General features: G+C 51.9%; 12 protein-coding genes. 9 read left to right on the top strand and 3 right to left on the bottom strand.

Features of this window, described 5'->3' with window-relative positions; translation table 11 throughout:
• Window positions 1-3 precede the first annotated feature (3 nt).
• The 3 genes from upp to IQ241_RS26830 all read left to right on the top strand — a co-directional run bounded on the left by upp (window position 4) and on the right by IQ241_RS26830 (window position 1719).
• A complete protein-coding gene (upp, locus tag IQ241_RS23475) occupies window positions 4-633 on the top strand; it encodes a uracil phosphoribosyltransferase (protein ID WP_193911960.1) in 630 nt (209 codons plus the stop codon).
• A 103-nt stretch (window positions 634-736) separates the two neighbouring features.
• Window positions 737-1396, top strand: coding sequence for a peptide-methionine (S)-S-oxide reductase MsrA (gene msrA, locus IQ241_RS23480; RefSeq protein ID WP_193911939.1), 660 nt, complete (start codon window positions 737-739; stop codon window positions 1394-1396).
• Window positions 1397-1560: 164 nt separating this feature from the next.
• Window positions 1561-1719: a pentapeptide repeat-containing protein gene (locus IQ241_RS26830; protein WP_390622491.1), complete on the top strand. Its 159-nt coding sequence runs from the start codon at window positions 1561-1563 to the stop codon at window positions 1717-1719.
• A gap of 22 nt (window positions 1720-1741) precedes the next feature.
• Here the strand turns inward: IQ241_RS26830 and IQ241_RS23485 are convergent, their stop codons facing one another.
• A complete protein-coding gene (locus IQ241_RS23485) occupies window positions 1742-2182 on the bottom strand; it encodes a hypothetical protein (RefSeq protein WP_193911941.1) in 441 nt (146 codons plus the stop codon).
• A 113-nt stretch (window positions 2183-2295) separates the two neighbouring features.
• A complete protein-coding gene (locus IQ241_RS23490) occupies window positions 2296-3462 on the bottom strand; it encodes a sterol desaturase family protein (protein ID WP_193911943.1) in 1167 nt (388 codons plus the stop codon).
• Window positions 3463-3939: 477 nt separating this feature from the next.
• Between IQ241_RS23490 and IQ241_RS23495 the strand changes: the two genes are divergently transcribed.
• Window positions 3940-5160, top strand: a complete 1221-nt coding sequence (locus IQ241_RS23495; protein WP_193911945.1) for an ROK family transcriptional regulator — start codon at window positions 3940-3942, stop codon at window positions 5158-5160.
• Window positions 5161-5659: 499 nt separating this feature from the next.
• Here the strand turns inward: IQ241_RS23495 and pheS are convergent, their stop codons facing one another.
• The gene (pheS, locus tag IQ241_RS23500) at window positions 5660-6658 is read right to left on the bottom strand and encodes a phenylalanine--tRNA ligase subunit alpha (RefSeq protein WP_193911947.1); all 999 of its coding nucleotides are present in this window, start codon (window positions 6656-6658) and stop codon (window positions 5660-5662) included.
• A 110-nt stretch (window positions 6659-6768) separates the two neighbouring features.
• Here pheS and surE point away from each other — a divergent pair, with 110 nt between their 5' ends.
• The 5 genes from surE to IQ241_RS23525 all read left to right on the top strand — a co-directional run bounded on the left by surE (window position 6769) and on the right by IQ241_RS23525 (window position 12847).
• Window positions 6769-7605, top strand: a complete 837-nt coding sequence (surE, locus tag IQ241_RS23505) for a 5'/3'-nucleotidase SurE (RefSeq protein WP_193911949.1) — start codon at window positions 6769-6771, stop codon at window positions 7603-7605.
• A 225-nt stretch (window positions 7606-7830) separates the two neighbouring features.
• Window positions 7831-8703, top strand: a complete 873-nt coding sequence (locus tag IQ241_RS23510; protein WP_193911951.1) for an MBL fold metallo-hydrolase — start codon at window positions 7831-7833, stop codon at window positions 8701-8703.
• A gap of 62 nt (window positions 8704-8765) precedes the next feature.
• Complete coding sequence (locus IQ241_RS23515; protein WP_193911954.1) at window positions 8766-9830, top strand: bifunctional riboflavin kinase/FAD synthetase; 1065 nt, start codon at window positions 8766-8768, stop codon at window positions 9828-9830.
• Window positions 9831-9945: 115 nt separating this feature from the next.
• Complete coding sequence (locus tag IQ241_RS23520; RefSeq protein WP_193911956.1) at window positions 9946-12135, top strand: PhoX family protein; 2190 nt, start codon at window positions 9946-9948, stop codon at window positions 12133-12135.
• 91 nt (window positions 12136-12226) lie between these two features.
• Window positions 12227-12847, top strand: coding sequence for a TenA family protein (locus IQ241_RS23525; RefSeq protein ID WP_193911958.1), 621 nt, complete (start codon window positions 12227-12229; stop codon window positions 12845-12847).
• The last annotated feature ends 179 nt before the right edge of the window (window positions 12848-13026 follow it).

Genomic DNA, 13026 nt, shown 5'->3' on the forward strand with positions numbered 1-13026 from the left:
CCCATGCCCGAAATCCAAGTCATCAAACACCCCCTAATCCAGCACAAGCTCACCCTAATGCGGCAGCAGCAGACCAGCACCGCTAAATTTCGTTCACTGCTGAAAGAGATTAGTATGCTGCTGGCCTACGAAGTCACCCGCGATCTGCCGCTGAAGTCCGAGCCGATCGAAACCCCGATGGAGACGATGAATGCGCCGCTGCTGGCAGATAAGAAAATGGTGATTGTGGCAATTATGCGGGCCGGGCAGGGCATCCTCGACGGCATTTTAGAGCTGATTCCCTCGGCCCGGGTGGGCCACATCGGTCTGTACCGCGATCCCCATACCCATATGGTGATCGAGTACTACTTCAAAGTACCTGAGGACCTGTCTGACCGCGATGTGGTGATTGTGGACCCGATGGTCGCGACAGGGAATACCGCCAGCGCTGCGATCGGTCGGCTGAAGCAGGCCAATCCGCGATCGCTCCGCTTCATGTGTTTACTCGCTGCGCCAGAAGGCATTGAACAGGTCCAGGCCCATCACCCCGACGTCACGCTCTACACCGCTGCGATCGACCGCGAGCTGGACTCGCAGGGCTACATTTTGCCCGGTCTGGGGGATGCCGGTGACCGGCTGTTTGGCACCCGGTAAGATGACGGGTTCAAGGAGATGCGGGCGGCAATCCTCACTGATTAATTCGGGCGGATTGACTAAAATTTAGTGCAAACGCATTAAATCAGGAAAAACAATCCCTATGGCACTATTTGGACTCGGCAAGAAAAGCACCATCCCCAACCCCGAAGATGCGCTGCCCGGTCGCTCTGAGAAAATGTCTGTGCCGGATAAGCACTACGTCAACGGCAATTCGCTAAAGCCACCTTTCCCTGAAGGGATTGAGCTAGCGATGTTTGGCATGGGCTGCTTTTGGGGGGCTGAGCGCAAGTTTTGGCAGCAGGACGGCGTCTACAGCACTGCCGTAGGCTACGCTGCTGGTCATACGCCCAACCCAACCTACCGGGAAGTCTGCTCTGGGATGACGGGACACAATGAGGTCGTCCTGGTGGCTTACGATCCTCAGGTCATCAGCTACGAAGAACTGCTGAAGCTGTTCTGGGAAGGCCACAATCCGACCCAAGGGATGCGCCAGGGCAACGATTCAGGCACGCAGTATCGGTCGGGCATCTACTATTACTCTGACGCGCAGAAAGCCGCCGCAGAGCAAACCCGGCAGGCTTACCAATCTGCCCTTAAGGATGCCGGTCACGGAGAAATCACCACCGAAATTATCCCCGCACCAGAGTTCTACTACGCTGAAGACTATCACCAGCAGTACCTGGCCAAAAACCCGGGCGGCTACTGCGGCCTAGGTGGTACCAACGTCTCCTGCCCGGTCGGCGTCGGCGCTGCTTCCTAGCCCTTTTTAGCCAAAGATAAAATAATCTCCAGCTTTGACCAATCGGAATTCTTTCCTTCTCAAAGCTGGGGATTATTCTTTTCTAAAGAAGTTTGGAAAATAATGGATGCTGAAGAACAGTTAAAAAGATATGCCGCTGGGAAAGAGACTTCGAGGGAGTTAAGATGGCTCGCACTAAAAAAGATGTAGTCAGTGGAGAGTATACCAGTCCAGATTTGAGCGGAGTCAACTTGAGCGTGGCTAATTTTAGAAAGACTGCTTTGAACTACGCTAATTTGGTTGGAAGGGGCCAATTTGGAAGGAGCCAACCACTCCAATGGTAATTTGACTACGGTCAGTCCACAGTTAAGCTCTAGCCACTAATATTCCTCCAACGCAAATAAGAAAAGTACCTGCCAATAAAATACCAACATTTACGCTCTTCCATTCTGCAAAAAGGATTAGGGCTAATATGACACCAATTAAAGTATTCATATTATACAGTGGAGTCAATTTGGCCATGGGAGCTTGATAGAAAATCAGTCCTAACGCAACACACCCTGTGCCTAATCCCCAAATTGCTCCTAGCGTCGAAGAAGATACGATTGCCATTGCTGAAGGTACTTTGCCAGGAAAAACTTGATTGAATATTCCTCCAACTGAACTTACTGCTAAACCAATGAAAACTAAATGACTTCCAACGGGCATACCAGCGTCTGTGCTCGTTTTCGAAAATAGGCCAGCTATCCCGTAACATAGAGCAGGCAATAAACCACCTACTAAAATACCCAAGGTCTGCGAATTCATTGTATAACTCCTAAATGCGAGTGGGAACTAGTTTCTGTGTTGCTAAATTTGTACTTTCAGAACAGTATCAAGCTGCAAATACTACTCTGGAGTTAGTGAGATCATGCCTATGCTTAGTTAGCTCTCTGTAGATGTTGATTTCTATTTGAAAACTCCTTCCGAAAACGACAATAGGTTGAACCTGCTGTTTCTTTGAGCTTGTACCATAAATTCATAGCTGGTCTTCCTGGAACAATGTTACGACTGTCTCGTTGAATAGAACTAACCAGGGCTTGTGCTACTTCTTGAGCCTCTGTGATTTGACTAGGTTGTCTCACCACAACTTTTCTAATAACACAAGGCGAGTCGAGACGAATAATAGTTACTGAATTGCTAAACACTTTCTGATTAACCTCAACAGCCGTCTCTAAACCTGGTAGCAACTCCGTTTCTGGAAATAAAACCCAAATTTCTTTGAGAGCTACATCGCGAATTGATGTAACAGTTTTAAAGAACCTATTTACACATTCAAGCAATTCTTCAATGTCTTCATTTTCGGACATTGCATTCAGAATCAGGATATCAACCTTATTAAAGTTACTGGATGCATTAAGTTTAGTTTCAATGGAGGGCCTAGCTCCAGATTTCATCAATTCCTCCTGTAAAGGCTGGCTGAGTTCACCAAGCTCTCCTAAACTGGCTATGCGTCTAGAACGCAGCGATACTGCTGTTCCCAGAAGTTGATCAAAAAATGAATAGATTCCGGAAAGGTAAACTCCCTCATTATGAAAATGATGACGCCAATGATAGCTGAGATTAACTTTCCATTTTCCTGGCTTTGCGACGAGAGATTCGTCAGTACTGTGGTTCACGTCTGCATCAATTTCCCATTGGACACCGCAAAATTTAAAAACAGTAAATAATACTTCCCTTAAAGCGTAGCAGCATCCAATAAGAGTACCGGAAATTGCGTCTAATGATGGACTTTCAGAAAGATTCAAAACCCCTAACAGAGCAATTCCGGCAATAACCATTGAGAATGCTTCTGGCAAATCATAGTACCAAAAGCTTTTACAACATGCCAGAGAATCTTTATTTTGAAAGCTGCCTTTGTATGCACAATGATGCCACCTATGAAACCGACTATACAAAATTTTTGACTCATGATGAAGTACATGATATAACACTCGGACTAGCTCTAGTAAAATAATGGATGTCAAAGCCCATAAAATGATTTTCAGTGCTAGTAGAGAAAAGGTTGCCAAACCAAATAGACCTTGTGGAGTGTATGGAAATTCCATGATGATTATCCTGAATAGTTAGCAAAAATTGAATCAAAGAACCCTTTTGAGTTCGTACTAAACTCTTTAGGATTTTTACTCACGAGTGACGTTGCTTATCTCTGAATCGGCAGTAGCACTAGCACAGTGCGTTAGTTTAGTAATAATGTGTGCTGAAATCTTTAGCACCTATCGCAAATAAACTGGCGGCTCGCCAAATATCCTGATGCACACGTTAGCTTTTATGCGCCCTGGAAATGTCAACGTTCTTCCAGTCAAACAAAATCTTTAATTCAGACATCATGAGCTGCATTAAAAGATCTCACAGGTATAAGTCGGCGCCGGCTCAAGGAAATAATTAGAGGCTCTATATGATTTTGAATTGTCATGATCTTCGTTCCAGTAAAACTGCATCTTCAGAATAGTTTGTTTTGTCGCCGAACAAACATAGGGTAGATAATTTACAATGAAAACAAACTGGAGGTTGGATTGTTTCTTATGAAAACTAACTCCGTAAGGACTCTGAATACTGATTCCAGCCTGCTGAAGCAGATCAATTACGTTCGCATTCTGGGCTTGCTGCGCTGTAATGCAGGTTTGTCTCGGGCTGAAATTGCCCGCCGCACAGGGCTGACGCGGTCTACTGTGACAGTGATTACAGCGGAGTTACTCGCAGACGGACTTATTCGTCAAGGGGCAGCAATGGCATCTCAACCTGGAGGAGGAAGACCTGGGATGGAGCTTGACCTGAACCCGGACGGAGCATTCTTTATTGGCGCTGCTATCGAAGCAGATCATATAAAAGTAGCAGAGCTAAACCTCGCAGCAGAGATGAAAGCTAAGTTATCTATGCCTTTGACAGATACTGATCCCGATACCGTCATTTCACAACTGGTTCAGCTGATCCAGCAACTGCGCCGAGCAAACCCTTTCAGCAGTCAACGGCTTCGAGGCATAGGTTTAACCACTCCGGGTACAATCAATCGAGACGGTGTGCTGATTCGCGTGCCTGGTTTGAATTGGCACGGAGTTAATTTACGAAAATACTTGGAAGCTCACGTCACCCTGCCACTTTTCATTGATAATGACGCAAATTCAGCAGCGCTCGCAGAAGTTTATCTCGGTAGTGCTGTGCAGAGCGATAGCCTGCTGTTTTTACTGCTGAACGAAGGTGTTGGAAGCGGCATTGTCATTAATCATCGAATTATGCGTGGTGCAAACGGAACAGCCGGTGAAGTTTGTGAGCTGATGATTGATGATCAAAACTTAATCGGCAGCGAATATGGTCAACCTGGCAGTTTTGGGGCACTGGTTGGCAAAGCAGGACTGCTGAAACAATATCAACAACAAGTAGGAAAAATGGCCGAATTAAGTGATTTGATAGAAGCTTTAAACAACGAAGATAAAGATGCTTATAACCTCGTCTCCCAATGGGCAGGCCGCCTGGGTCAAGGATTGGCTAACATTATTAATATTATCAATCCAGAGCGTATTATCTTAGGGGGGTCACTGACAGCATTGCTTCCTTATATTGAAGATCAGTTGAGTCAAATACTAACGTCAGAACTTTTAGGTAATGGGGAATTCGGCTTCTTTAGCACTCCTAACTCTCGCTGGAACATTTCTGAATTTGGTGAGGATGCATCTGTCATTGGCGGTGCTGTGTTAGTTTATCAATCTTTGTTTCAGATCCCAGACTTGGTGCTTCTGAATCTGTAAGTCGCTGAGTTAAAATGGACGGTTCGCTCATTTTCCACATATAGCAGTTCTAAATTCTGACATCTACCATGGATAGTATGTTCAAAATTACGAATGCCCCATCGGTGTGTTTCTCACTAGAGGAAAACACTACAGGTAGCGATCGGCGAACCGTGGGTTAAAACTTATATCTCACTTAAATACTTATGATATTCAGGTTGAGTCTCAGAAAAATATTATGGGCATTAAAGTAAGTAAATTTGATAATTCACTCAGGTTGATTTCAACGACACAAATTTTCTCACAGACAAGCTTAGAGATCAGGCTCAAACGATGTTGCCCCATATTTGGAAAAGTATCTGCAGAGACTTTTGCGCTAGGATTAAAAAATCGGCGCAGTCATATTGGATTAATACATCAGAATTACCCAGTATTATTGTCTAAGTTCCCCGCTGAGAAATCATAGATAAAACCATTAGATCCACCCTTGGCATTCAGGCTACTTTCAAGTTTTGCCTCGCTAAAACTGGCGGAGGAACCGCAGGTCGCTGGCGTAGAGGCGACGGATGTCGTCGATTTGGCTTTGCACCATGGCCAGACGCTCGACACCGAGGCCAGCGGCAAAGCCGGTGTAAACTTCTGGGTCATAACCGACCGATTTCATCACATTGGGGTCGATCATGCCGCAGCCCAGCACCTCTAGCCAGCGGCCCTGCCAGCGCACGTCTACTTCTGCCGACGGTTCGGTAAACGGGAAATAGCTGGGCCGAAAGCGCATTTCAACGTCGCCGTATAGGGCTTCGAGAAACGCCTGGACGGTGCCGCGCAGATCGGTGAAGGTGATGCCCTGATCAACGGCAAAAAACTCGATCTGATGAAAAACGGCGGCGTGGGTGGCGTCTACGGTATCGCGCCGATAGCAGCGGCCCGAGGCCAGCACCCGCAGCGGCGGCTCGTGCTTTTCCATGTAGCGGATTTGAATATTTGACGTATGGGTGCGCATCATCTGGCCGTTGGGCAGGTATAGCGTATCCTGCATATCGCGGGCCGGATGGTCGGGCAAAAAGTTGAGCGCCTCGAAGTTGTAATAGTCGCTTTCGACCTCGGGACCTTGGGCGACGGTGTAGCCCAGGCCGACAAAGATGTCGATAATCTGGTCGATAATGCTGTTAATCGGGTGTACCCGGCCCTGGGGCTGGTAGACGCCCGGCATGGTTACGTCTAGCGTTTCAGCGGCAAGCTGGGCCTGCACCTGGGCTGCTTGGAGCTCCGACTTGCGCTGGTCGAGCCGGGTTTGCAGCTCGGTTTTGACCTGGTTCGCGATCGCGCCTACCCGCGGTCGGTCCGCTGCCGAGAGCTTGCCCATGCCGCCCAGCACCTGAGAAAGTTTTCCTTTTTTGCCCAGATAGCTGACGCGCACCTGGTCTAGTTCGCCCAGGTTGGCCGCCGCCTGAATTTCACCGGCAGCCTGCTGCTGCACCGTACTGAGCTGAGTTTCGAGATCGGCTGGGGTACTCATGGTGGGGTGGGGATGGCCGTTACAAAGCGGCGATTGGCAAACTAACCTATAGTAGCCTGCGGGGCTGCTTCCCGTAGGGACGGTTCAGTGGCATCCCCATCAATTTAACGATGAAAATTCTAATCAGTAACGACGATGGCATCTTTGCCATAGGCCTGCGCACCCTGGCCAATCGGCTGGCGGCGGCAGGTCACGCCGTCACGGTTGTCTGCCCTGACCGGGAGCGCTCTGCCACCGGGCACGGGCTAACCATGCACAAGCCGCTGCGAGTAGACCCGGTTGCCGCCGTCTTCGCTGAGGGCGTTGCCGCCTGGGCCTGCTCGGGAACCCCCTCAGACTGTGTCAAGCTAGCCCTCGACGCAATTCTGCCGACGGCACCCGACCTGGTGCTATCGGGAATTAATCACGGGGCTAACCTGGGCACCGATGTGCTGTACTCAGGCACAGTCTCCGCCGCGATGGAGGGCGTTCTCGAAGGCATTCCCAGCGTTGCCCTTAGCCTAGTAGGGCCAGGGGCTGAGGACTTTCAACCCGCGGCTGAGTTCGCCCATCAGCTGGTCTTAGGGCTGGGGCAACAGCCACTCAGCCTGCCCATTTTGCTAAATGTCAATGTTCCCTCGCGAAAGGTGGTTGACCGAATCCGCGGCGTCAAAATTGCGCGTCAGGGAATGCGTCGATGGTATGACCAGTTCGAGAAACGCACCGATCCGCGGGGTAAGACCTACTATTGGCTGGCCGGAAAAGTCGTCGAAGAGGGGGAGGCAGAACTGCCAGCTGAACCAGAGCTAGTGGCTCAAAAGCAGTTTCCGACCGATGTTGCCGCGATTAAAGAGGGGTTTATTACGCTGACGCCCCTACAGTACAATTTAACTGCCTACAGCGGTCTAACCCGGCTGAGTAGTTGGATTCCCTATAGCGCAGTTGAAAAGTCTTTGGCCAAGGATTAGAGGAATTTATCTGCCCTGTCTCCTGACATCGTTCTAGGCATTTTTGGCAGTTTCTACAGAGAGCGGACCAAAATATTTTGGCCAAACGCAAGCTCGATGCCTTGCTTGGGCACAATGGGAAAAGCGCGCTTTGATTTCTCAACCTCAGTTGGTTCATGGCCTGAGGACTGACGATAAAAATCTCCGCATTTCCTTGAGTTATTCTTTCGACGTATGGGCAGCTCAATGACAGAACAGCAGAGTCAATTCTCAGTTTGCTTTTGGGGAGTCCGGGGTAGCGTTGCCTGCCCGGGCGAGAAGACCGTCCGCTATGGTGGGAACACGGCCTGTATTGAAATGCAGATCAATGACGAGCTGCTGATTTTTGACGGCGGTACCGGGCTGCGGCTGCTGGGTCAAAAACTGCTGCCAGCAATGCCGCTCAAAGCCAACATGTTTTTCACCCATTCCCACTGGGACCACATTCAAGGATTTCCCTTCTTTGTACCGGCCTTTGTCGCAGGGAACCGATTTATCATCCATGGCGCGATTTCGCCCAACGGTTCCACGATCGAGCAGCGGCTGAACGATCAGATGCTGCACCCCAACTTTCCGGTTCCCTTACAGATTATGGGAGCCGAGCTCAAGTTTTGCGATCTAGACCTCAACGAAGTGGTCAATATTGGTGATATCACCATTGAAAACGCACTGCTCAACCATCCCGGTGAAGCGGTTGGCTATCGCGTGAGTTATGGCGGGCGTTCAGTTGCCTATGTCAGCGACACCGAACACTTTCCCGATCGGCTAGACGACAATGTGCTGCGGCTGGCCCACGAAGCCGACGTGATGATCTACGACGCGACCTATACCGACAACGAGTACCACGACGTCAAGGTCAGTAAAGTAGGTTGGGGCCATTCGACCTGGCAGGAGGCGGTTAAAGTCGCAAAGGCCGCCAATGTAAAACAGCTGGTCATATTCCACCACGACCCGATGCATCACGATGACTTTATGGACGATTTAGCTGTGCAGGTCGCTGCTGAGTTTCCCAACAGCGTGATTGCGAGAGAGGGTATGGTGATCGATCTGCCCGTTTTGGCTGCGCAACCTGCCTATTAGCCACAAACTCCCAAACAGTTTCCCGAATATTATTTGGGCAAGTTTGTGTCAGAATGTAAAGGGTGTGGGTCACCTCTTCATTGGAAACGGCAAAGGTTCCTGCGTCTGTAGCGCTGGGCAACTTTGATGGCGTTCACCTCGGGCATCAGCAGGTGATTCGGCCGATTCTACAGTTGCCGACGGGCCAGGCGAATAGAGTTCCTTCTCTCCAGCTTTCAGGCCAGGTGGCGGACTGTCTACACGAGTCTGCGATCGCGTCCGGATATAGCCATTGGCAGGGGGCTGCCCGGCCCGATCTGCCTTCAGCAATAGCGACGGCACCCCATCCGACCGTAGTGACTTTTTTTCCCCATCCCCGCGAGTTTTTTTCGGGCCAGATCCGCCCTCTGCTGACGCCGCTGGCCGAGAAGTCGCTGCGGCTGGCTCAGCTGGGGGTAGACCAGCTGCTGCTGCTGCCGTTTAACCAAGCCCTGGCAGCGCTCTCGCCCCAAGACTTTGTCGAAAAGATACTGATTCAGGGACTACAGGCCCAGCGGATTAGCGTCGGCAGCGACTTTCGGTTCGGTCGTGGGCGGGCAGGAGATGCGGAAATGCTGAGCGCGATCGCGGCTGCCTACGGCGTGGCGGTCACGGTGGTACCGCTGAAGCTCGAAACCGATGAGCGAATTAGCAGTTCGCGGATTCGGCAGGCTCTGCAGGCCGGTAACCTGCCTGAAGCCAATCGGCTGCTGGGCCGCACCTATACCCTGACTGGTCGAGTCGTTCAGGGGCAGCAGCTGGGCCGGACGATTGGGTTTCCAACCGCGAACCTAAAGCTGCCAGCTGATAAATATCTACCGCGCAGCGGCGTCTACAGCGTTTGGGTCTACGGGGCGGCGACTGGTTTAGAGCCACCCTGCGCCGGGGTGATGAACATTGGCCATCGGCCGACCGTCGCGGGCCAGCACCTCAGCGTCGAGGTGCATTTGCTGGACTGGTCGGCAGACCTCTACGGGCGAACGCTGACGGTGAGTTTAGAAAACTTTCTGCGGCCGGAGCAAAAATTTGCCTCGGTAGATGCGCTCAAGCAGCAGATTGAGGCCGACTGTCGGACCGCGATCGCGTTGCTGAAGACGCCTTCGGCCTAATCATCCAAGTCTAAGGCTAAAGGCATAAGCTGAGCTTAACAGGCGCTAGGATTACCTCTTCTTAACCTAAGAATCATACACTCTGGGTTGAAAATTACTTAGCTTTTTCACCCCTATGAGTTTCAAACGCAGGCAGTTTCTTTTGTTTTTAGGTGCGGCAGCGGGCACTACGGCAGTCGGTGTGCGGGGCCAGGGGCAGAGCCTGGTTGTGTCGCAGACGGCCCAGGCCGCCTCTCCACCGGGCGGGTTTCTACCGCTACAGGGACCGCTGCCCTACGAGGGAATTGGTCTTGCCGATGTCAAGCAGCTCGACTATTACAGCCGCTATCAGATCCAGGACGATTTAGTCCTGCCGCAGGGCTATACCTACGATGTGATCGCGTCTTGGGGCGACCCGCTGGGGGATTCTCGCGTCGGCTATAACAATGACTATCTATCCTTTGTGCCCACTGGTCCGGACGAGGGCTACCTCACCGTTAACTTTGAATACATCAGCGCCGACACCTGGTCTAAGACGCTAGAGCCTGTGACGGGTAAGGTCCTACCCTTCGCTGAAGTCGCTGCCGCCCTAGAGGCACAGGATGGCGAGGTCAATGCCTTTGAACTGCCGGATGACGATCCGCTCAAGGCGCAGATTCGCGAAATTTCTAAGGAGGCGCTGTTAGATCAGGGGCTCGGCGTCATCTCAGTTCGCCGCGATACCGACGGCCGCTGGGTGCGGACTAATTCCGACGCAGACCGGCGCATTTCGGGCATTTCTGGACTGGAGGACGATCGCTATCTCAGGGTGACCGGACCGGCAGCAGCTGTCTTTATCAAGCAAACGGGTCAGGGCTATATGGATAGCCTGGGCGCTTTCGTGATCGGCAGCTTTGGCAACTGCGCCGGGGGGACGACGCCTTGGGGAACCGCCCTCAGCGCTGAAGAGAACTTTCAAGATCAGGTACCTGAGGCCGTTTACGCTGATGGGACGGCATTTTCACCTCGCGAAAAAGCGTTTGACGACGGGATTGATGGGCAGGGCAACGTGCTGGGCCTCTCATGCAACAAGTACGGCTGGATTGTTGAAGTTGACCCGAGCAACCCGGACGACTTTGGCACAAAGCACAGTTGGCTAGGTCGCTATCGCCACGAAGCAGTTGGCATTCGGGTGGAAGCAGGCAGCCCGCTGGCGTTTTATTCAGGCTGCGATCGCAGAGGCGGCCATGTCTACAAATTCGTCAGCAGCAACCCGGTCACCAACCCGCAGGATAAGGCCAACTCCCAGCTGCTAGCCGACGGGATGCTCTATGCGGCCAAGTTCAACCCGGACGGCAGCGGCACCTGGATTCCGCTGACGATGGATACGGCAGTTGATCCGGTGCTGCCCAGTACAGTGGTGGGCGGCATGGTGACCTTGCCAAATCGGCCTGAGGGTGGCTTTATAAAAGTCGAGGATGACGCGGTTGCCCAGGCGATGAAGCAGCAGTACGGTACCCTGGGCGACCTCTACGAAGGCAGCGACCTAGAAAAGCAGGGCGCTATCCTAATCGATGCCCATTTTGCGGCCTCTGCTGCTGGCTCGACCACGACGGCTCGACCCGAAGATACGATGGTAGCGCCTGATGGAACGCTCTTCATTGCCTTTACCTCTGGTCTGCCCGGTGGTGACGGTGGCCCTGACACAGCCATTTTCCAGGGGCCAAACGGCGAAGAAGAGTACGAGTACGGCTGGATTATGAAGCTAATGGAGGACAGCAACGATCCAGCGGCGATGAGCTTCCAGTGGGAAATGTTTGCAGCTGGTGGTGAGCCGGCTGAAGGCGGGCTAGGTTTCTCGAATCCAGACAACCTGGAGTTCGACGCCAAAGGCAACCTATGGATGGTTACTGACATGTCCACCAGCGCGCATAATCAGCCCGTCCCTGCCCGCATTAATGAGCAAGGAGAGACGCTGAGTCAGAAAGAGCTGCTCGGAATCTTTGGCAATAACGCTATCTGGCAAATTCCAACGACGGGCGATCGCGCCGGTTCGGCCTACCTGTTTGGCTACGGCCCAATGGAATGCGAGATGACCGGACCCTACTTTACGCCTGACAACACCACCTTGTTTTTATCTGCCCAGCATCCAGGTGAGGTGAACGGCCAGCGGCAGGCGATGGCTGCTGAGACGCGCTCATTTGCGATGCAGACGACCGATGGCGTTCCCTTCATTCAAGCGCGGGAGGTGCCGATTGGCTCTAACTGGCCGGGTAAAAACCCCAATGACCCACCCAAGCCGTCGGTTGTCGCCGTTCGCCGTCTGGACGGAGAGCCGCTCTCTTAGACGCTGAAACGATAGCATCCAAAAAACGGTAGGCAGAGCAGCCTACCGTTTTGCTTTAGGATCGGAGCAGCCGGTATGACAAGTAAGCGCAATGTCCCTTTCTCAACTGCTCTGGCAGGCCAATCTTGAGCTGGCGGAAGCTTCACTCAAAAGCCCCTTTGTCCAGGGGATTGGCGATGGCTCCTTAGACAAGGAAAAGTTTGCCTATTATGTCGGGCAGGATGCCTTTTTCCTTGAAGCCTTTGCCCGTGCCTACAGTATTGCGGCAGCGAAAGCGCCTTCCTGGCAAGGCTTTCAAATCTTTCATCAGCTGGCCGACGGCGTCTTGCAAGAGCTCCAGCTGCACAGCCGCTACGCCCAGAACTGGGAAGTTGACATCACCTCGGTCCATCCCGGCACGGCGACCCGTCGCTATACCGACTTTCTGCTGGCCACTGCCTGGAGCCAGTCGGTGGGCGTGACGGCGGTAGCGATGTCGCCCTGTATGCGCCTCTATGCCTACCTGGGTCAGGCCCTAGCCCAAAACGGCCTGCCTGAACATGCCTACAAAGACTGGATTGCTACCTACAGCAGCGACGAATTTACGCCGCTGGCCGAACAGCTAGAGGCCCTGGTAGATGAATATGCTGAAGACGGCCCGGTGACGCGCTTAACTTATCGCTACGCCATGCTCTGCGAGCGCGACTTCTTTCAGGCAGCCTGGGAAATTTGACCGACAAGTTTTGTAAAGGCTACTTAACGGTAAAGTTGTGCGGCGGCAGACAACTATAGTGGACCCCAAAAACTGGACAGGTAGCTAAGCTCCGAATCACTCAAAAAATGATAGGAGTTATTCATGAGCAGAAAACGCAGACAGTATAGTCCAGAGTTCAAAGCAAAAATTGCGATTGC

This window comes from Vasconcelosia minhoensis LEGE 07310 (genome assembly GCF_015207255.1).
Lineage (GTDB): Bacteria > Cyanobacteriota > Cyanobacteriia > Phormidesmidales > Phormidesmidaceae > Vasconcelosia > Vasconcelosia minhoensis.

Coding starts and splice junctions, on each gene's coding strand:
- upp (WP_193911960.1), top strand. CDS start 4: ATGCCCGAAATCCAAGTCATCAAACACCCCCTAATCCAGCACAAGCTC.
- msrA (WP_193911939.1), top strand. CDS start 737: ATGGCACTATTTGGACTCGGCAAGAAAAGCACCATCCCCAACCCCGAA.
- IQ241_RS26830 (WP_390622491.1), top strand. CDS start 1,561: ATGGCTCGCACTAAAAAAGATGTAGTCAGTGGAGAGTATACCAGTCCA.
- IQ241_RS23485 (WP_193911941.1), bottom strand. CDS start 2,182: ATGAATTCGCAGACCTTGGGTATTTTAGTAGGTGGTTTATTGCCTGCT.
- IQ241_RS23490 (WP_193911943.1), bottom strand. CDS start 3,462: ATGGAATTTCCATACACTCCACAAGGTCTATTTGGTTTGGCAACCTTT.
- IQ241_RS23495 (WP_193911945.1), top strand. CDS start 3,940: ATGAAAACTAACTCCGTAAGGACTCTGAATACTGATTCCAGCCTGCTG.
- pheS (WP_193911947.1), bottom strand. CDS start 6,658: ATGAGTACCCCAGCCGATCTCGAAACTCAGCTCAGTACGGTGCAGCAG.
- surE (WP_193911949.1), top strand. CDS start 6,769: ATGAAAATTCTAATCAGTAACGACGATGGCATCTTTGCCATAGGCCTG.
- IQ241_RS23510 (WP_193911951.1), top strand. CDS start 7,831: ATGACAGAACAGCAGAGTCAATTCTCAGTTTGCTTTTGGGGAGTCCGG.
- IQ241_RS23520 (WP_193911956.1), top strand. CDS start 9,946: ATGAGTTTCAAACGCAGGCAGTTTCTTTTGTTTTTAGGTGCGGCAGCG.
- IQ241_RS23525 (WP_193911958.1), top strand. CDS start 12,227: ATGTCCCTTTCTCAACTGCTCTGGCAGGCCAATCTTGAGCTGGCGGAA.